General features: G+C 38.0%; 21 protein-coding genes and 1 other annotated feature. Of the genes, 1 reads left to right on the top strand and 20 read right to left on the bottom strand.

Going from position 1 to position 20979, the window contains the following annotated elements:
* Window positions 1-18: 18 nt before the first annotated feature.
* A complete protein-coding gene (sigK, locus tag ACFXN8_RS20955; RefSeq protein ID WP_370042001.1) occupies window positions 19-726 on the top strand; it encodes an RNA polymerase sporulation sigma factor SigK in 708 nt (235 codons plus the stop codon).
* Window positions 727-1644: 918 nt separating this feature from the next.
* Here sigK and mtnN read toward each other — a convergent pair.
* The 20 genes from mtnN to ACFXN8_RS20855 all read right to left on the bottom strand — a co-directional run.
* Complete coding sequence (mtnN, locus tag ACFXN8_RS20950) at window positions 1645-2337, bottom strand: 5'-methylthioadenosine/S-adenosylhomocysteine nucleosidase (RefSeq protein WP_386847500.1); 693 nt, start codon at window positions 2335-2337, stop codon at window positions 1645-1647.
* A 161-nt stretch (window positions 2338-2498) separates the two neighbouring features.
* Window positions 2499-3146, bottom strand: a complete 648-nt coding sequence (locus tag ACFXN8_RS20945) for a YrrS family protein (protein WP_376073756.1) — start codon at window positions 3144-3146, stop codon at window positions 2499-2501.
* Window positions 3147-3364: 218 nt separating this feature from the next.
* Window positions 3365-3853 (bottom strand): transcription elongation factor GreA, encoded by a 489-nt coding sequence (gene greA / locus ACFXN8_RS20940; protein WP_376073758.1) that lies wholly within the window; start codon window positions 3851-3853, stop codon window positions 3365-3367.
* Between the two features lie 186 nt (window positions 3854-4039).
* A complete protein-coding gene (gene udk, locus ACFXN8_RS20935; protein WP_376073760.1) occupies window positions 4040-4678 on the bottom strand; it encodes a uridine kinase in 639 nt (212 codons plus the stop codon).
* A complete protein-coding gene (locus ACFXN8_RS20930; RefSeq protein ID WP_386847499.1) occupies window positions 4678-5958 on the bottom strand; it encodes a peptidase U32 family protein in 1281 nt (426 codons plus the stop codon). The genes udk and ACFXN8_RS20930 overlap by 1 nt, the downstream gene beginning before the upstream one ends.
* Window positions 5959-5972: 14 nt before the next feature.
* Entirely contained in the window at window positions 5973-6905 is a 933-nt protein-coding gene (locus ACFXN8_RS20925; protein ID WP_386847498.1) for a peptidase U32 family protein, read from the bottom strand.
* A gap of 5 nt (window positions 6906-6910) precedes the next feature.
* Window positions 6911-7543 (bottom strand): O-methyltransferase, encoded by a 633-nt coding sequence (locus ACFXN8_RS20920; RefSeq protein WP_386847497.1) that lies wholly within the window; start codon window positions 7541-7543, stop codon window positions 6911-6913.
* Between the two features lie 548 nt (window positions 7544-8091).
* The gene (gene mltG / locus ACFXN8_RS20915; RefSeq protein ID WP_376073767.1) at window positions 8092-9219 is read right to left on the bottom strand and encodes an endolytic transglycosylase MltG; all 1128 of its coding nucleotides are present in this window, start codon (window positions 9217-9219) and stop codon (window positions 8092-8094) included.
* A gap of 351 nt (window positions 9220-9570) precedes the next feature.
* Window positions 9571-9915, bottom strand: coding sequence for an acyl-CoA dehydrogenase family protein (locus ACFXN8_RS20910; RefSeq protein WP_386847496.1), 345 nt, complete (start codon window positions 9913-9915; stop codon window positions 9571-9573).
* Window positions 9915-11258 (bottom strand): LLM class flavin-dependent oxidoreductase, encoded by a 1344-nt coding sequence (locus tag ACFXN8_RS20905; protein WP_386847495.1) that lies wholly within the window; start codon window positions 11256-11258, stop codon window positions 9915-9917. The genes ACFXN8_RS20910 and ACFXN8_RS20905 overlap by 1 nt, the downstream gene beginning before the upstream one ends.
* 79 nt (window positions 11259-11337) lie before the next feature.
* Window positions 11338-12174, bottom strand: a complete 837-nt coding sequence (locus tag ACFXN8_RS20900; RefSeq protein WP_386847494.1) for a MetQ/NlpA family ABC transporter substrate-binding protein — start codon at window positions 12172-12174, stop codon at window positions 11338-11340.
* 14 nt (window positions 12175-12188) lie between these two features.
* Window positions 12189-12842, bottom strand: coding sequence for a methionine ABC transporter permease (locus ACFXN8_RS20895; RefSeq protein ID WP_049667732.1), 654 nt, complete (start codon window positions 12840-12842; stop codon window positions 12189-12191).
* Window positions 12784-13863, bottom strand: a complete 1080-nt coding sequence (locus ACFXN8_RS20890) for a methionine ABC transporter ATP-binding protein (protein ID WP_386847493.1) — start codon at window positions 13861-13863, stop codon at window positions 12784-12786. Before ACFXN8_RS20890 ends, ACFXN8_RS20895 begins: the two co-directional genes overlap by 59 nt.
* A 41-nt stretch (window positions 13864-13904) precedes the next feature.
* Window positions 13905-14714, bottom strand: coding sequence for a MetQ/NlpA family ABC transporter substrate-binding protein (locus tag ACFXN8_RS20885; protein ID WP_386847492.1), 810 nt, complete (start codon window positions 14712-14714; stop codon window positions 13905-13907).
* 318 nt (window positions 14715-15032) lie between these two features.
* Entirely contained in the window at window positions 15033-15560 is a 528-nt protein-coding gene (locus ACFXN8_RS20880) for a DUF1292 domain-containing protein (protein ID WP_386847491.1), read from the bottom strand.
* A gap of 160 nt (window positions 15561-15720) precedes the next feature.
* Complete coding sequence (locus ACFXN8_RS20875) at window positions 15721-16029, bottom strand: DUF1292 domain-containing protein (RefSeq protein ID WP_049667728.1); 309 nt, start codon at window positions 16027-16029, stop codon at window positions 15721-15723.
* Window positions 16030-16048: 19 nt separating this feature from the next.
* Window positions 16049-16465, bottom strand: a complete 417-nt coding sequence (gene ruvX, locus ACFXN8_RS20870; protein ID WP_386847490.1) for a Holliday junction resolvase RuvX — start codon at window positions 16463-16465, stop codon at window positions 16049-16051.
* A gap of 2 nt (window positions 16466-16467) precedes the next feature.
* Window positions 16468-16734, bottom strand: a complete 267-nt coding sequence (locus ACFXN8_RS20865; RefSeq protein WP_004226839.1) for an IreB family regulatory phosphoprotein — start codon at window positions 16732-16734, stop codon at window positions 16468-16470.
* 321 nt (window positions 16735-17055) lie between these two features.
* On the bottom strand, window positions 17056-19716 hold the full coding sequence (gene alaS, locus ACFXN8_RS20860; protein WP_386847489.1) for an alanine--tRNA ligase: 2661 nt from the start codon (window positions 19714-19716) through the stop codon (window positions 17056-17058).
* A 110-nt stretch (window positions 19717-19826) separates the two neighbouring features.
* Window positions 19827-20040: a binding site (T-box leader), on the bottom strand.
* A gap of 109 nt (window positions 20041-20149) precedes the next feature.
* Window positions 20150-20979, bottom strand: an 830-nt coding sequence (locus ACFXN8_RS20855; RefSeq protein WP_386847488.1) for a magnesium transporter CorA family protein, incomplete at its 5' end; no start/stop codon positions are given.

The following is a 20979-nucleotide window of genomic DNA, read 5'->3' as shown; positions in this document are numbered from 1 at the left end:
AAAGGATGAAATCATTCAATGAGCGGAATTTTTACATCTATGTTGCAGTTATGGCTTGAGATCCCAGCATTACTTGGCTATTTAAAGGGGCAAACTTTCCATAAACCCTTTTCAAAGGAAGAGGAAGCTGCTTGTATTGAACGATTTTTAGGCGGTGATGAGCAAGCGCGTCTTGACCTAATTGAACGCAATATGAGACTTGTCGCACACGTTGTGAAAAAATTCCACCCAAAGCATGAGCAACTTGATGATTATATTTCCATCGGTACTATTGGTCTGATGAAAGCCGTAGAAAGTTATACGCCTGACAAAAAAACCCGTCTTGCCACTTACGCCGCCCGCTGTATCGAAAATGAAATTTTAATGCATCTTCGTACACAGAAAAAAGTGCAAAAAGATGTTTCCTTATTTGAGCCAATCGGTACAGATAAAGATGGTAATGCCCTACAAATCCGAGATCTCTTACAATGCGATGAAGAGAGTGCAACAGAAAAACTTGAACATAAAGAACATGTTGCACAACTATATCATTATTTGCATATGCTCGACGAACGTGAGCTCGAAATCGTTACACTTCGCTATGGTCTTAACCAGCAGGATGCACTCACACAAAAGGAAATCGCTGCACGTTTAAGTATTTCTCGTAGTTATGTATCTCGCATTGAAAAGCGAGCACTTATTAAACTCTATCAGTTATATAAACGAGATCAAAAGATTATTGAGTAATATATTGTAAATTGATAATTATAAAATTTCAATAAATCTATTACATTATTCCGCATTTAATCTTGTATTTTTTGTTACAAAAGTAATACTTAGGCTCATCACGATATCGTGGGTTGATTTCCGCTGGGCCCATTCATAGGGGCGTCGGGGCAATAATTAGTTTTCTGTGCGAAAGTGCAGAGGCAGCGACACGATGTTGGTCACTCAGATGTTTTCACAGGATGTAAGTTCTTAGTCTGAGTTCCTCTCTATTTCAGCGGGTGTTTGAACACCCGCTGAAAAGTAGTTTAAATCCAATTCATCTCACCATCTATAGAGGTAATGACTTCTGTAGCTGCCGCTTTGCTTTCGCTACAAAAAACATTTGTAGCTGCCGTTTCACTTTCGCTACTAAAACACTTGTAACTGCCGTTTCACTTTCGCTACGAAAACACTTGTAGCTGCCGTTTCACTTTCGCTACGAAAACACTTGTAGCTGCCGTTTCACTTTCGCTACGAAAACACTTGTAGCTGCCCTTTCACTTTCACTACGAAAACACTTGTAGCTGACGTTTCACTTTCGCTACGAAAACACTTGCTGAAAGAAGTTAAACTATAAAGAAAGCCCCCTTGCGTCATAAAATGTCGCAAGAGGGCTTCTCCCTTAATGAATTTCAACAGATTCTGAAAGTTCTACTGAAATAAGTGTACCGAGTAACATTGTTATAATGACTACACCTGTTGTTAAAAATAGCATTATGCATGCCTCCCATCTGAATATAAGAGATTTAATTAACAACAGTTTAGCATTAGTGCGACTTTTAAACTGTGATTTTTCTCACACTAAAAGGCACTCATTTTGACTTTTTTGTGTAGTTTATCCCGCGGATTGATAAAAACTAATAATCAGTGGAATAAAGAAAACCCTACTGATTTCCTTTATAGCGATTCGATAGCTTTTAGTACTATTTGTGTTGAATGCTTTGCAGCTACTGGTAAAAACTCATCGAAGCTAATATTCGATTCTTTTCCAGCAATATCTGATAAAGCACGAATAACAACAAACGGCGTACCAAATTGATAGCATACTTGTGCAACAGCTGCTGCTTCCATCTCTACAGCCTTCATTTGCGGGAAGTGACGACGGACAGCTTCTACACGAACAGGATCATTCATAAAAGCATCACCTGAGCAAATTAAACCAATACCATATTGGTGTTCTCCAACAGCCTCTACTGCCTCTTCAGCCACTTTCATAAGTCTTTCATCTGATTTATAGGCTGCTGGCATACCCGCCATTTGACCCATTTCATAACCGAAAATTGTTACATCTACATCATGATGACGGACTTCATCTGAAATAACGATTGCGCCTACTTCAAGCGTTTCATCATAGCCTCCGGCAGAGCCCGTATTAATGACTACATCAGGTTTGAATTCATATAATAGAATAGTAGTTGACATTGCAGCATTCACTTTACCAATACCACTTTTTAATAAAACTACCTCGTTCCCTTTATAAGTTCCTGTTGTATACTCACTACCTGCAATTGTTGTGCTTTTTGCATGCTCTAAAGATGCTCGTAAAAGCTCTACTTCCTCTTCCATTGCGCCGATTACTGCTATTTTCATATTTCTGTTACTTCCCTTCTTTATTCAACTGTTCTAATCAATTGTGCCTTGTCGCCCAGGCGTTTTCACAGGTTGTGAATTTCTTGGCCTGAGTTCCTCTATTTCAGCGGATGTTTTAACACCCACCGAAACATGTTAAAAATAACCAATCGCTATTTTCGTCAATAGGCTCCATTTACTGTATTTAGTTGCTCAAGTTTCAGTGGTAACCAGCCTTCATTGTCGACCCATTCCATGCTGACGCGATAATTTTTTGTCTTATCATTCGTTGAAACTGTTGCAATAGACGAATTTGCGCCTCCGTTATTTTTTATACGCCAGATAATCATGTTGTCTTTTTCAATGCCTGTAACGGCTGTAACTGTGGCCACCTTTTCAGCCCAGTCTACAGATTTACCATCGTAAGAAGATACATGCTGACCTGTCTGTGTTGTTGGTGTAGGCTTCCAACTCTTATTTGTTACGACCTTATCAACAATTGGGTCGTCTGACGTAGTTTCAATAGCAGCATCCTGTTCAGATGTTTGATTTTCATCTGTAGGCTCTTCCTTTGTTTCCTCTTGAGCTGTTCCATCATTATTTTTCTCTTTAGAAGGCTCTTCCTTCACGTCTTCTTTATGATTCTTCTGCTCCTGTATTGGCTCGTCTTTCTCAGCTTTCCCTGCATCATCCTGCCATTTAAACACAAATGTGGCTACTATAATAATTAATATCACGACAATACCAATTAAAACATTCAATAGTTTATCTAGCTTTTTATTCTGAGATGGCTGCAAATGACGACTGCTTCGAGTTTGTCGTTCACTCATGAAGTCTCCCCCTCTCTAGCCAATATTTTATCAAGTTCAACAGCACTTGCAAAATAATTGTGCTCCTATTATATCATAGACAAAACCAAAGGCCTTTCAAGGAATTTATTGGATTTTTTAGCTCTTGAATCAATTATGCCATGGCATAATTGCGTCCGGAATCGATAAAAGCAGCTAGCTCTCTTTTACAAAGATAAGCTAACTGCTTGTACAAAAAATTATTTTATTGAAATAATTTTAACTTTCATTTCACCACCAGGTGTTTGTACGACAACCTCTTCGCCTTCAGCGCGACCTAGCAAGCCTTTAGCAATTGGTGATTCATTTGAAATACGGAATTCCATTGGATCTGCCTCAGCCGAACCAACAATTGTATACGATTCCTCATCTGTTGTTGGTTTTCCATTAATAATTTCTACAAATGAAACCGTTTTCCCTAATGATACTACACTGTTGTCTGATTCGTCCTCAGAAATAATAACTGCGTTACGAATCATTGATTTTAATGTAGAAATTCGACCTTCTAAAAAGGCTTGTTCTTCTTTTGCAGAGTCATACTCAGCATTTTCAGAAAGATCCCCGAAATCACGAGCGATTTTAATACGTTCTACGATTTCCTTACGTGTTTCCGTTTCTAATTTCACTAATTCTTCTTCTAATTTTCTTTTACCTTCAGTTGTCATTGGGTACTGTTTTTCGTTTGCCAAAGTTCTTCACTCCTTGTTTTCGTCAATATAAAAACATAAAACTCGATTAAGTGCCTTGTAGGATTCACTTAATCGAATTTTATTATTTTTAACGGTTTCAAATTACTCTTTGACCTAATAGTATGCATGCCTTTCTGAAATATGCACAGATATGCATGTAAATATTGTCAATACCACTCTATCTTATTACAATACGTTGTCGGTTTCAAGGATAGTTTTAATCTTAGTTACCATTAAATCAATCGCAACCTCATTATCCCCGCCTTCAGGAATAATAATATCAGCATAACGTTTCGTCGGCTCAATAAATAAATTGTGCATTGGACGCACTGCCGATAAATATTGCTCGATTACAGAATCTGTTGTACGTCCACGCTCTTTTATATCACGCATTATACGACGAATAATACGTAAATCTGAGTCCGTATCTACAAATAATTTAATGTCCATTAAATCACGTAAATCTGCATCTTCTAACACTAAAATACCTTCTAGTATAATAACATCTACAGGCTCTACATGAATAACTTCTTTTGCTCTTGTATGCTGCACATAATCATACACAGGCTTTTCGATTGGTTGACGGACCAATAATTTTTTTAGGTGCTCAATTAACAAATCATTATCAAACGCTAACGGATGGTCATAGTTTGTACCTAAACGCTCCTCAAACGTTAAATGACTTTGATCTTTATAATAAAAATCTTGTTCAATTACAACTACTGAATGATCGCGGAAAACATCATAAATAGCATGAGTCACACTCGTTTTTCCCGAGCATGAGCCACCAGCGATTCCGATGACGACTGGACGCTTCGTTGCCATTAATTATTCTCCTTTCGCATCATATTATGTGATTTTAATGGTGTGTCGCATTTAAATTTAACAATTTGTAGTGGATGACGAGCAGCATCTAAGCTATTGCCATCTTCATCCCAAATTTCACCCATTGTAAAACGGAAATTTTCGATTTCTGGTCCAAAGAATTCTACCTCATCGCCAGGTTTAAAATAGTTACGTTGTTGCATGGTTACCATTTTCGTTTCTGGGTTATGTTCTAAAATTAAACCAGCAAACTCATAAGTCGTTTTACGACCATGTACACCAAACATTTGCTCCTCGTGACCAGGGGCATCGTGGAAGAATGCTTCAGCAGTATCACGGTTAGCACATTTGTCTAGTTCCTCAAGCCATTCACGTTTAATTTTAAAATTGTCAGGGTCCGCACAATAAGCGTCAATCACTTTGCGGTACACTGAAACAACTGTAGCAACATAGTGAATTGATTTCATGCGACCTTCTACTTTTAATGAATCAATACCAAGCTCAATCATATGTGGAATTGCTTCAATCAGCTTTAAGTCTTTCGGACTCATCGCGAAAGACGCGTGATGATCATCGAAAAGTGCCTTTTCTTCGCCATCCTCTAGCTCATATAAATCATAGTCCCAGCGACAAGATTGACAACAGCCACCACGGTTAGAGTCACGAGCAGTCATATGATTTGAAAGTACACAGCGACCAGAATAGGCGATACACATCGCTCCATGAACGAATGCCTCAATTTCAATATCGACTTTTTCCTTCATCAGCTTCATTTCTTCGCCGCCTACTTCACGTGCTAATACTACACGATGTAAGCCTTCTTCTTTCCAATACTGGACTGCCTTCCAGTTTGATAAAGATTGCTGTGTAGAAAGGTGAATTTCAAGCTTTGGTGCAGCTGTACGGCATGTTTCAATAATAAGTGGATCCGCTACAATAATGCCTGTAACACCTGCAGATTCAATATCTTTTAAATACTGCTCTAAGCCGTCCATATTTTCATTGTGGGCGAAAATATTTGTCGTAACATAGATTTTCGCACCATACTTATTGGCGAATTCAACACCTTCGCGCATTTCTTCAATTGAGAAGTTATCTGCGTTTGAACGTAGACCGAACTCTCGTCCACCGATAAATACAGCGTCCGCTCCATAATGTACTGCTACTTTTAATTTTTCTAAACTACCTGCAGGGGCAAGTAGCTCTGGTTTTTTTGTAATGACACGTTTACCGTCTACAATCTCACGAATTTTGTCATTTTGTTCTAATACTAATGCCATGTTCTTGCCACCTCCTAGTAAACTGTTTCCTTGAAGATAAAGCCAGTATCAAGAGGTCTGATGGCAGGCTGAATTTCTTCAATTTTAGCTAATAAATCATCTTTAATATCTTCATACGCATCTTCTGATTCGTCAAAATATGTGTCAATTGCTTGACGATAAGCTTCTGTTACTGTGACTACATATTCAGGTGTTTGAAGAACACCTTCAATTTTCAATGCATCCATGCCACCTTCGAATAATTCGCCAAGCTCATCAATAATGCACATATCGTTTGGACTGAAAATATGCGTACCGTTAGCGTCTTCATAAATTGGATATTTATTATTACGTTCATCATCATGAAGGAACATATTGCGATTTTCCTTACGATTTTCAATTTCCATTACTTTATCTTGATATAAGAAATAATGGCCTAGTAATGGGCGTTTTGATTGGAACATACATGTCATTCCATGTACTTGAACCTCAATCTCTACATCTACTTTTTCTTTAATTTCTAGTACTTCATCTAAAGAAAGTTCACGTGAAAGTACTGCGCGAGTTGCTCCGCGTTTCCCCCAATAATTTGCCGTAAACCAGTTCGTTGCTGTCGTTTCTGGATTCCAGTGTAGCGGTATTGTAACACCTTGCTCACGACAGATGATTAATACTGCTGGATCACCATAAATTAAACGATCAACACCAATGCGTTGCATTTCTTTTACATATTCGGCAAGCGCATCCAATTTTTCATTATGGAATAGCGCATTTACCGCAACATAAACCTTTTTACCCGCTGCATGAATCAACTTTGTAGCTTCTTCTACTTCACTAACAGAAAATTCCCCTGCTAGACGAAGGCCAAATTGTTGTTCACCAATGACAAAAGCATCTGCTCCAGCCTGTAAAAGTGCTTTTACATGGTCCACTGATTGCGGTGTAACAAGCAATTCAGGTTTTTTCATAATAGTCACCTCTTCAAACATAGTAATAAACCATCACCGACTGGTAAAAATGCACTAGTATAATCAGGGTGCTGCATAATCCATTCGGTGAAGTTTTTTAAATTGCGAATCATTGTACGCTTGCGACGCGGTACATCTTTTAAATCCAAATCTGATAAGCCATGCATATACATATTATCGATATATAGAACTCCGCCAGATTTTACTAGTGGCGCATACTTTTCAAAAAAGCGTTGATATTGTCCCTTTGCAGCATCGATGAAAACTGCATCGAAGGTCGTATGAATTGCTTCATCGTTCACCTCTAAGGCGTCACCTTCAATGACCGTAATACGATCTGTAACTGTAGAACGTTTAATATAAGCCTTCGCTCTCCCAACACGCTCTGTATCACGCTCAATTGTAACGATTTGCACATTTGGTAAAGCCTCTGCCATTCTTATAGCAGAATAACCAATTGCTGAACCAATCTCTAAAATTTTCGACGGATTTTGAATACGTAGCAGTTGATTTAGTGCATCAATACCTGCAAGCTGCATAATCGGTACATGATTCTCCTCCGCAAATGCTTCCATTTCTAAAAGCAATTCATTACGTGGCTGAATAAATGATTGAATATATGCATCTGATAATTCCATTTTTAAGTTCACCCTCATATCAATTATGCCTCGGCATAATTGCGTCCGGAATCGGCTTTGTACTTAGGCCTGCACCAGGGCCGACACGATGTCGGTCATTATCCTATAAGCACTACTTTCCGATTCTGTGACATCCGCCAGAGGCGCAACGAGCAATCCTCGTTGTCTGTACTTCATCATTTAGCAACAAAAAGAAAAAGACCAAACGTGATGTCTTGGTACTTCGTCATACAAAAATGAGCAATTGTTTTTATAAGCTTTAAACAATTGCCACCACGTATATTATTCCACATTAACGGACTGATTGAATTATTCCCATGCGGATCGATTAAAAATCACAATTTATAATAGCACGAAAATAGAAGGAAAGCTATTTTTCTTTCCTTCTATCCACTTTATTGCTATTTATTTTTTAATAATATCAATTATGCCTCGGCATAATTACGTTTTCAGCAGATGTATGGACACCCGCTGAAAAGTAACTTAAAACCGCATGCATCTCACCTGGGAGTCTTCTAAAAACATTGACTGAAAGAAGTTAACAAAAATTACTCTGCCTTGCGCAAATATTGTTGTTCTTTCTGTAAATGTTCTTCATATGTTTTCGAGAAATGATTGACACCCTCTTTATCCGCTAAGAAGAAGAGATATTCTGTTTTACTTGGATTAAGTACTGCTTCAATTGAAGTTTTTCCAGCACCCGCAATAGGACCTGGTGTTAAGCCTTTATTTTTGTAGGTATTATAGGCATTATCTACTTCTAAATCTTTATAAAGTACACGATCTTTATGAGATCCTAGTGCATATAAAACAGTTGGATCTGTTTGAAGCGGCATCCCTTGATCGATACGGTTATAGAATACGCTCGCAATTGTTTCTCGATCTGTTTGAGCAGTAGCTTCTCTTTCCAATAATGAAGCAAATGTTAATAATTGATGTACTGACATTTGCTTTTCAGTTAGAACATCGCTGTAATTTTTCACAACCTTGTCCATTGCCCCTACCATTTCATCTACAATCGATTCCAATGTTGGTTTTTCTTCAAAATAAGAATACGTTGCAGGGAATAAATAGCCCTCTAAATCATAACGAATATTATCGGCTAAAACCGCATCCGTCACAAGCTCAGGATATTTAGCCTTCATTTGTTGAACAAATGTATCGCTTGTTACTAAGTCCATAAATTCCTTTTGAGTGTACGACGTTTTCTTTTCCACAATATTACCGATTTGTTCAAGTGTTAAGCCTTCAGGAATGGTCATTGTAAAGACTGGTGTACGGTAGACCTTTCCGGTTTTTAAACTTTCGATTAGTTCATCTAATGTCATTGACTGTGTTAAATCATATTTTCCTGCTTGGAACTGGGATTCATTTTTAAATTTGGCATAGTATTTAAAAACACGAGCATCTTTAATTAACCCTTTTTCCTTTAGTAGAGTCGAAATAGAGCTTAAACCTGAGCCAATTGGTACTTCAACCGCTATTGTTTTAGTCGCATCTGGATCTACTGGTTTTAATGCACTCTTCACATAACTATAGCCAATTAAACCGACTACCCCTATTATTAGGATCAAAGCAATTGCAACAATAGCAACGATTTTTCTCACAATTTTTACCTCGGATTTTCTTTCTTGCATTTTTGATAACATTTCTTGTTTTTTTGAACCGTTATTCACGGGTTTCCCCCCTATCACTCCATTATCATACTAGAAATCAACTTTCACGACAAACAGAAATAGAAAATTCAGTAGAAATAGCACACATAAAAAAATAGCTTATGACAATAGGATGAATATAATAATCAAAGTTGATTTCCAAGAATTCATCAACAAACTGAAACAAAAACAGTTTTAAGTCATTAATAACATACTAGAGAAAACCAGATAGATAATAATGGAGTCGTTTTGATTATTGGAATGGAAAGCCCCTTCATGAAGTAAAACAAAAATCTGCCAACTATATTGTTAGCAGATTCAATACTATTTTCCCCAAGATAACGGTTGAAAAACTTCAAGATGAAATGATACCTATAATTGAAAAGCGCCTTGTTTGACATCGACTAGTAAACTCTTCGCAAGCTGTAAAACAACTACATCATCTTCACCTGTAATGATATAGCCTCTAGGCACTTTTTTGGCAATTGTTCCAGGTAAACTACCACGGAAAATATTCCCCTTTCCTCGCTCGCCGCCGTATTTTTTCGGCACGGTTAATTTAAAATAACCCGCATCCTCTAAGATTTTAAAGTGCTCAAACGGAAATTCTCCACTCTCATCATATTTACTAGCTGTCTTGTCAATTTGTTGTGCCAATTCATAAGCATATTGAACTAGCTTTTTCTCACGATCGTTACGAATATAAACATCACTCATTAATGAGTCACCTTGCTTTTCGTAAATCTATTTTGTGGTTTTTTCAGCCCTAAATGTTCCCTTAGTGTTGAACCTGTATACTCTTTACGATAAATACCACGCTCTTGTAAAATTGGCACAACTTTGTTCACAAAGTCTTCTAAATCACGGGGCAATAATGGAAACTGTAACATAAAGCCATCTGCCGCTGCCTCTGTAATCCACCGCTCCATCTCATCAGCAATTTGTGTGGGTGTTCCAACAAAGGCATCGCGCTTCGCAGGACCAAATAGGCGCGCATATAATTCGCCAACCTTTAAATTTTCTTTTTTGATAATCTCTAAATGCTCATAGAAATGACTTTGAATACTGTTGACCTTAGGAAAATCCACTTCAATTGCAGGTGTATCTAACGAGTATTTAGAAAAATCCACATTCCCCATATAACCCGAAACAAATTTTAAGCTCTCATATGGGTCAATCAACGCCTGTAATTCATTATACTTACGGATGGCCTCTTCCTCAGTATCCCCCACAATTGGCGATATCCCCTGTAACACAAGGAGCTCCTCCTCGGTGCGACCAAATGGAGCAAGCTGTGCCTTTAAATGTAGATAATGCTCCTTGGACTTTTCAATATTATCCCAATGAACAAAAACGACCTCCGCTGTTCGTGCTGCTAATTTTTGCCCAGGTTTTGAAGCACCCGCCTGAACAATAACAGGCTGCCCCTGAACGGAACGTGCAATATTCAACGGACCTTTCACTGATAAATATTTGCCTTTAAAAGCGGTCTCATGTACTTTATTACGGTCATAAAAAATATTATGATCACGGTCGTAGACAAAAGCATCGTCCTCCCATGAATCCCATAACGACTGAACTATATCGATAAATTCCTCCGCTCGTTCGTAACGATGATCGTGCTCCGAATGCTTGTCACGGCTAAAGTTTAAAGCCGTCTCTCCTGTGGCATCTGCTGTTGTCACTAGATTCCATCCGACTCTACCATCACTAATATGGTCTACAGACATTAGTTGCCTTGCAAGCACATATGGCTCACTATATGTGGTTGATGCAGTTGCACCAAGTCCAATTTTCGTTGTCGCAGCTGCCAAAGCTGTAATCTGTATAAGAGGATCAAAGCGATTTAAAATATGTGGATGTGATTCATGATTGATCGCTAAACTATCCGCAACAAAAGCAATATCAAACTTACCCTTTTCAGCAATTTGCGCCACCTTTTGTAAAGCTTTAATATCGATGCTTGCATTAACTTTTGCTGAAGGATGTTTCCAAGCTGCAACATGCATACCTGCCCCAATTAAATATAACGCAAGCTTTAACTCCTTTTTCTTAGTCATTTTCTCGTCATCTCCCTTAAAAATGAATCCATTTCACTATCCACATATAAACAAAGGCATTAGGCTAATATAGTGTTGGTCAATGAAGATAAAACTCTTTCCAAGTAGCTAATTCATCTAAAGGCATCTTTACAGGAATATAATTGCCATTAGAAACATCTTTAATGAAATTAGCAGTTTCTTCACGCTGATAGATGTCAACAATTTTTTTCAATGTCTCGTTGTCCTTATCTTCAGGCCTTGCTACGATGACATTAATAAATGGCTTCGCCGTTTCATTTTCATGAATAATAGCATCTTTCAATAGTAGGTCTGCTTCGACAGCGACCCCATTATTAATGACCGCAAAATCAGCATCCTCCATAACCCTCGGTGTCGTCGCACTATCTACTGGTAAAATGTTCAATTTTTTTGGATTATCTTTAATCCGATCCTCTCCACCGTTGCCATCAAAATTATCCGTAACCGTCAGTAATCCATTTTCCTGTAACAGCAGTAAAGCTCTCCCCCAGTTAGAAGGATCGTTTGGTACAGCAATTTTGGCGGCCTCTTTCATATCATCCAAGGATTTATATTTGTTTGAATATAAACCTATCGGAGCCATAATCGTTGTGCCAATCGCCTGTAAATCTGTTTTGTTATTCGTATTAAATAAATTTAAGTAGGCTACATGTTGAAACGCATTGATATCAACTTCCCCCTCCGCCAATGCTTGGTTCGGGTCATATTGTGCTGAGAATGTCACTAAATCAAGATTTATATCTTCCTTAGCAGCCTGTTTTTTTATATACTCCCATGTTTTCAATTCCGAGCTACGAATACCAACCTTTACAGTATCTTTTTCATCTGCTTTTGCACAAGCAACTAGTAGGAACAGTAATGCTATTAAGCCGAAAAAATAATTTAGTTTCCTCATATTAAAATTCTCCTTTATGACACTCTGCGTAATTTTCGTTCAAGACTATTTCCTATACTTTGAATAATTTGTACAAGTACTACTAAAATCACCACTGTTACTAAAATTGTGACATTGTCAAAGCGTTGATAGCCGTAAGTAATAGCTACATCACCAAGGCCACCTCCTCCAACAGCCCCTGCCATTGCAGTCGCCCCAATAAGCCCAATTGTCGCAGTCGTGACACTTAATATTAAAGAGGGGAAAGCTTCAGGTAACAAAAACTTTTGAATAATTTGAAGTGGGGAGGCACCCATTGCCTTCGCTGCTTCAATAATGCCTTCATCCACTTCCAATAATGAATTTTCTATTAACCTAGATATATACGGACCTATATGCAAGACGAGCGGCACAATGGCAGCAGTCGTACCTATCGCCGTTCCAACGAGCAAGCGTGTAAATGGAATGATAGCAACAAGCAAAATAATGAACGGAATGGAGCGTAGGGTATTGACGATGGGATTGATGATTGAGAAAATTATTTTATTTTCAAGAATATGCCCTTTTCTCGTCACAACTAAAGTAATCCCTAAAATAAAGCCTAAAATGGCACCAAAAAATAACGAAATACTAACCATGTACAGCGTGTCTAACACTGCGTCGATAATGATTTGTGAGCTCACCTTCATGTGCAATAACCTCCTCTATTTGAATATCTTTCGTTCGAATAAATTGATGCGCCTTTTCTATTTCTTTATCTACGCCAACTAGCTCAACGATTAAATTACCAAAGGGAATCCCTTGTAGCTCTGTAATATTGCCAAACAGTACATTTACATCAACATCAAACTTTTTTGCTACTTGAGAGACAACCGGCTGCCCAACGTCTACACCTATAAATTTCAGGTTATAAATTTTTTTAGACTGATCTATCGTTTTAAGTTGCTCGTAAACAGATTGTGGAATTTCATCTCGAACTACCGATTGTACAAAGTTTTTAGTCGTCTCCTTTTGCGGTGCAGAAAAAATTTCAAGTACATTGCCCGTTTCAATTACTCTTCCGTTTTCCATAACAGCCACACGATTGCAAATATCCCTTATGACTTCCATTTCATGTGTAATCATTAAAATGGTAATACCATACTCGATATTGACTCGCTTTAGTAGCTCCAAAATAGATTTAGTCGTTTGCGGGTCAAGAGCAGAGGTCGCTTCATCACACAATAGAATTGTTGGCTTTGTGACAAGTGCACGAGCAATGCCCACTCTCTGCTTTTGTCCACCTGACAACTCATCGATATAGCGCTCGGCTTTGTCCTGTAAACCGACAAACGACAAAACTTCCCTTACTTGACCTTCAATGTTTGATTTTTTAACGCCGCTTAATACTAAAGGCATCGCAACATTTTCGAAGACAGTTTTTGAACGGAGAAGATTGAAGTGTTGAAAAATCATACCAATGTTTTTCTTTTCCTCGCGGAGCTGCTTTTTACTTAATGTTGTCAGCTCTTTGCCATTCACAAGAACGCGACCAGACGTTGGTTCCTCCAGTAAGTTCACTGTCCGTATTAATGTACTTTTGCCAGCACCGCTAAAGCCGATAACACCAAAAACATCACCTTTTTGAATCGTTAAATTAATGTGATTTAATGCCGTTACAACGGTTGTTCCTACCTTAAATTCCTTTGTCGTTTCGATAAATTCAATCATTTCACGTCTACCTCCTTAGTTTTGACGCCCTCGATTTTAAGCTAAAATGCTGGAACGACAGCCCCCTTATACCGATCTTCAAAAAAAGTGCGCGCCTTTTCGCTTGTCAGCCATTTAACGACTGTTTGAATTGCTGGATCATTTTGCTTTTCTTTTGTAGTCGCAATAATATTGACATATGGCGATTCTGAACCTTCAATAATAAGAGCATCCTCCTTAGGGTTATAGCCCCCTTCTAAGGCGTAGTTCGTATTAATTGCCGCTGCGTCTACATCATCTAGTGAACGAGTTAATAACTGAGAATCAACACCGATAAATTCAATATTATTTTCGTTTTTTGTAATATCCTCAACTGCATAGTTATTTTCCTTTGCTTTATTCAATTCAATTAGTCCATTATTCTGAAATAGTAGTAAGGCCCGCGAAAAATTGACGACATCATTCGGGACCGAAATCTTTGCATTTTGCGGTAAATCATTTATATTTTTAATTTTTTTAGAGTACACACCAAAAGGTTCAATATGAATTCCTTTTACACTCACTAAATCTAAATGGCTTTCTTTATTCGTTTGTTCTAAAAACGGAATGTGTTGAAAGTAATTAAAATCTAGTTCACCATCTGCCGTTTGCTGATTTGTTTGAACAGCATCTTTTAAAATTATAATGTCTAATTTCACGCCATCTTTTTCAAGATCCTTTGCTAAGTACTCTAGTACTTCCGCATGTGGCACATTGGCTGCCCCCACCTTTAATGTTACTGTTTCATCTTTACTCGCTTCTCCTTTGTTTGTGCAGCCTACCAACAAACCTATCACTAATACACCGACTAGTAGTCCCCATATTGTCCTCATCCTCTATTTCCTCCTTTATAAATCAACTTACTTGGTTTAATGTAAAACAAATCTTATCTGTTTACTTATGATTGGTCAATGTTCGATATCTCGTTTTATCTGTAAATATTTAAAAATTCAGATAAAAAAATTTTCAAGAAGTCTCATTTATTCTCGAAAAACAATCAAATTCACTCAAAAATACATGAATTTCATTTTCGGATAGAATATTTTTACATATGAGATAGAAATTTTCTATTAAATTCCGCAAGCACCCCTTCATATTAATCATTCTCAATAAAAAAACTCTGAGTAGCAAGTTACCACTCAGAGTTCTAATTACAATTCATTTAATACATCTTCAACAAATGCCCATTCTTCATCTGTTTCAATCGGTAATAAATCTTCAATCGTTCCGTCATTTCCAGATACGTATTGAGAAGCAAAAATATCTCGGTCCTCGATTGGCTCGTCCGTTGCCAGCACATAAAGAACATAGGATTTGCCAAATTGTTCTGATGAAAATGTATGAATAACCTCACATACCTGATCTGCCCCAGCCTCATCTGTTATTGTAAATAGCTGCGGTTCTTCTTCAAATTCGTCTAGAAGTGTCAGGACTACCTCATTAATCATTTCCCATTCTGCCTCTGTTTCAACAGGCTGCAGATTAGTCATTTCTCCATTATTATCATCATAATCAAATGTCATAGCAGAAATGTCTCCAGGAATTTCATTACCCTCTTCGTCGATTAACGAAAACAATACATATGATTTCTCTTCTGCATCGAAGGTGAAAACAACACGACACTTTTGCTCCTTGCCATTCTCTCCAATGATCAGAAATTCTTGCGTTTCCTCGTTCATTTAATCTCCTCCTTTTAACTATGGTTCAAACTTTGATAAAAATCTTTATATATTCACCATAGGCGCATTACAACCTCATAGTTTCATTCTTCCTAAAGTAAAAAAGGAACAAGGAGTGCTTGTTGCCATCCTTGTTCCACACTTTTAAAGATTACGATGATTATTCCTCGTTTTCATCCTCTAAAGCGTTTAATACGTCTTCTACCATATCCCACTCTGCTTCAGTTTCGATTGGTGTTAATTCACCATCTTCACCATTTTCAGATGGAACGAATGAAGATACGAAGATTTCTACAGAGCCATCTTCATCTTCTTCTGCGCCTACCATTGAGTAAAATACGTATGATTTGCCAAATTCAGCTGATTCGTGTACGTGAATTACTTCACAAAGCTGTTCATTTCCGTTCTCGTCAATCACTGTAATGTGTTGTACATGTAATTCTTCTTCATGGTTATGCTCTTGTGCCATGTGGTTGTCACCTCATCAATTAATTTTTGCTATCCAAGTAGCCTTGTAAAATCATCACAGCAGCCATTTTATCAATGACTTGCTTACGCTTTTTGCGACTCACGTCAGCTTCGATTAGCATACGCTCAGCAGCCATCGTAGTTAAACGCTCATCCCAAAGCTTAACCGGTAGTGAAAATGTTTCTTCTAAAAGCTTTTTATAGTCTTCAGAAGCCTCACCACGCGGTCCAACCGTATTATTCATGTTTTTCGGGTATCCTACAACAAATTCTGTTATAGCGTACTCCTTCACTAGCTCGGCTATTCGCTCAATGCCAAACTCGCCGTTAGCTTCATCAATTTTTACGGTTTCAATACCTTGAGCCGTCCACCCTAAAGCATCACTAGCAGCAACGCCAACGGTTTTTGACCCAACGTCCAATCCCATAATTCTCATTTCTAGTCCTCGTTATTCTTTTTAATATAAAACTTAACAAGCTCTTCTAGAATTTCGTCACGCTCAAGCTTGCGAATTAAATTACGAGCATCCTGATGGCGAGGAATATACGCCGGATCACCAGAAAGTAAATAACCGACAATCTGATTGATAGGGTTATATCCCTTTTCCTCTAATGAAGAATGTACTTTCAACATTACCTGCTTGACTTCCTGTTCCATTGATTCTTCTGGAAAATTAAATTTCATAGTTTGATCAAATGAACTCATGACCAGCACCTCGCTTTCAGAAATAAGGAGATGTGCAACAAAAGCCATCTCCAATTTCTCTTTATTATAACATGTTTTGGCGTATTATCAATTATGCCTCGGCATAATTGCGTCCGGAATCGGCTTTGTGTTTAGGCCTGCTGAGGGCCGACACGATGTCGGTCATTTCGGTAATGCCACAGGACGTGGCGTTTTTACCGATGCAGGTCAGTTAGCCGTTATCGCATGAATGCGATGATTTTAGGCTAACATCCTATGCGAACTCCTTTGCCGATTCCGTGACATCCGCCGGAGGCTTTAACTTCTTTTCGCTGAAAGAAGTTAAATGGATTTAACATAATCATACACAGAAAGTAGTGCTTCATCAAGTTTTGATGCTTCTTTTGCACCTGCCATCGCCATATCTGGACGACCGCCACCTTTACCACCACATGCTTCTGCTACCATTTTTACGATATTTCCTGCGTGGTAATTGCCACCAACTAAATCTTTTGTTACTCCAGCACATAGCATAACCTTTTCGCCATCGACAGCACCAAGAACGATAACAGCTTTAGGCATTTTAGCTTTCAAGTCATCCATCATTTGACGCAGTTGATTGTTGTCCTTCGCCTCAACTTTAGTAGATAGAACAGTTACATCCCCAAAAGTTTGCGCTGCGTCCACAATAGCGCCCGCTTGTGCATTCGCGATTTTTTGTGATAATGCCTCATTTTCACGTTGTAAATCTTTGTAATCAGCTTGCAATGCTTGTACTTTTGTCACAAGATCTTTTGGATTTGCTTTTAATAATGCTGCCGCTTCGTTTAATAAAGCTTCTTCCTCTTTTACTGCTTCATATGCAACTTTACCTGTCACAGCCTCGATACGACGAGTACCTGCACCGATACCACCTTCTGAAACAATTTTGAAGAAGCCAATTTCAGAAGAGCGTTTTACGTGAATACCACCGCAAAGCTCAATAGAGTAATCTCCAATTGAAACAACGCGAACGATATCGCCATATTTCTCACCGAATAGCGCCATTGCGCCCATAGCTTTCGCTTCTTCGATACCTTTTTCTTCAATAACGACCTCTATATCATCCCACACTTTTTCATTTACAATACGTTCAATTTGTTGTAATTCCTCTTTTGTTACTTGTCCAAAGTGAGAGAAGTCAAAGCGTAAACGATCAGGTCCTACATATGAGCCAGCTTGGCTAACATGGTCGCCTAATACGTCTTTTAATGCACGTTGCATAATATGTGTTGCTGTATGGTTTTTAATAATTAAATTACGTTCATCACGGTTAACTACTGCTTTCACAGCATCTTCAACATGCATTTCCCCAGATTCTACAAGTACAGTCTGAAGCGGCTGACCATTTGGAGCTTTTTGTACATCTTTCACAATGGCAGTAAAGCTATCATTAGAAATAACACCGCTATCCGCAATTTGACCACCCATTTCAGCATAGAATGGTGTTTTAGCTAAAATAACTAATGCTTCTTGCCCTTCAGATGCTACTTTTGATACTTGGCCGTTGACAATGATCGCTGCAACTTCTGTGTCTGTCGCTAATGTATCATAGCCTACAAATTCACTTGCAACCGTCAAGTTTGCTAGCACTTCGTTTTGTACTTGCATAGAATCTACATCTTGACGAGCCGCACGTGCACGTTCACGTTGTTCTTCCATTGCTACTTCAAAGCCTTCATGATCTACCTTCATACCTACTTCTTCCGCATACTCTTCTGTTAATTCGATTGGGAAACCGTAAGTATCATATAAACGGAATGCATCTGCACCTGGAATATAGTCATGACCTGCTGCTTTTTGAGCTGCTACAACTTCGTTAAAGATAGCAAGACCACCGTCTAATGTTTCATGGAAGCGAATTTCTTCATTTTTAATAACACGTTGGATAAATTCGCATTTTTCCGTTACCTCTGGGTAGAAATCATTCATAATTTCACCAACAGTTGGTACTAATTCAAACATAAATGGCTTTTCAATGCCGATTTGTTTTGCATAGCGCACTGCACGACGAAGTAAACGACGTAATACATATCCACGACCTTCATTTGAAGGAAGAGCACCATCACCAATGGCAAACGCCACTGTACGGATATGGTCCGCGATAACTTTAAATGGTGTATTAATATCTTCTTCTGAACCGAAGATTTCACTTAGCGCCACTTCACCTGGACGTTTGTATGGGCGATTTGCTAACTGCTCGATTTTTTCAATAATAGGCATGAATAAATCAGTATCAAAGTTCGTTGGAACATTTTGAACAACTGATACGATACGCTCTAGACCCATACCTGTATCAATATTTTGCTTTGGAAGTGGCGTATATGTGCCATCAGGATTATGGTTGAATTGAGAGAACACTAAGTTCCAAATTTCAAGATAGCGTTCATTTTCACCACCTGGATACATTTCCGGATCATTTTCATCTGAACCGTATTCTTCCCCACGGTCATAAAAAATTTCTGAGTTAGGACCAGATGGACCTTCACCGATATCCCAGAAGTTCCCCTCAAGTCGGATTAAACGCTCTTCAGGAATACCAATTTCGTTATGCCAAACGTCATACGCTTCTTGGTCTTCAGGATGAATAGTAATAGATAAAAGCTCTGGATCAAAGCCCATCCATTTTTTATCCGTTAAGAATTCCCAAGCGAAATGAATAGCTTCTTTTTTGAAGTAATCTCCAATCGAGAAGTTACCTAGCATTTCAAAAAACGTATGGTGTCGAGCCGTTTTACCTACGTTTTCAATATCATTTGTACGAATTGATTTTTGGGCATTTGTAATACGTGGATTGTCAGGAATGATACGACCATCGAAATATGGTTTAAGTGTTGCAACACCTGAGTTAATCCAAAGTAATGATGGGTCATTGATTGGCACAAGTGGTGCTGATGGCTCATGATGATGACCTTTTTCTTTAAAGAATTCTAAATACATGCGGCGAATTTCTACTGCTTTCATATGAAAAGTTCCTCCCAATATGTTTTGTAAAATACGAAATGAGTCCGCAAATCAATTTTGCTTCGGCGTAAGCTTTCGCGCAGATAGACATAAAAAAGCCCCCATCCCCAAAAAGGGACGAGGACTTGTGTTTGTCTCGCGGTACCACCCTAGTTGTAAGTAAAAATATACTTACCTCTTTAGCACTTGTAACGTAAGTGAACGGCAGTGATTAACTGCACTCTGGAGTAGCTTTCGGCATTTGCTATTGTGAGGATTTTTTCAGCCTAGAAATCCCTTTCTTTTACACGCACAAATACGTACTTATTCCATCATCGTTTTTTACTATTTTCTAACGAGAATTATAAAAAAAATATTTCCTTCTGTCAATTCGCACTATAATTGCTAATCATAACTAAGCTCATTAAAAATGAGTATATTCTATCCCACTATGCTACCGAGAGAAATAATTTTTTTTGTAAAAAATGAAAGTAGCCAATCCTGTTAACAAGAACATTACAACAATCACTACCCAAAATGCATTTGATGTATTTTGATATGGTAGAGGTACATTCATTCCATAAATGCTGGCAATTAACATCGGTACCGATAATATGATTGTAAATGAAGCGAGTAATTTAAGAACTTGGCTTACATTGTTTTGAATTACGTTACCATATGCATCCATAATATTATTTAAATTAATTTGATTAATTTCCGTCACTTCATATGCTTGATCAATTTCAATAAGGACGTCGTCTAAAATACTTGCATCGTCTTCGTCTAATTTGATAGAGCTACCATGTAATATTTTTTGCATCGTAAATTTCATTTGTTTGAGAGAAGTTACCATATATATAAGACTTTCGTTTAAGTGAAGGAGTGTGTACATCTCACTATTACGATATGACTTGGCAAGTTCCTTTTCTGCTAAAGTGATCTCCCGTTCAATTGTAGCTAAAAAACGAATATATGCTCGAGCCGTTATACTTAATATATTTAAAGTGTTGCGCGTTTTCATATGTGTCTCACAAAGAGTTATTTCACCATTAAACAAATCCTTCATAAAAGGTAACTCTTCTCTACAAATCGTTATCATATGATTTTTTGTGTGTATGATACCCATTGGAATTGTCCGATACTTCACGTCTTGATCAGAACTCTCGACATCTAATTGGTCGTATGGGACATGAATAACCATCAAGACCGCTCCGTTGCGCTCTTCAATTCGTGGGCGTTCTTCTATATCAAGTGAATCCGTTAAAAAATTATTTGGAACACCAA

The sequence above is a fragment of the Lysinibacillus sp. NPDC059133 genome, assembly GCF_042755925.1.
In the GTDB taxonomy this organism is placed as follows: domain Bacteria; phylum Bacillota; class Bacilli; order Bacillales_A; family Planococcaceae; genus Lysinibacillus.
The sequence above is the reverse complement of the archived record's forward strand: the minus strand, read 5'-3'. Positions and strand labels throughout refer to the sequence as shown.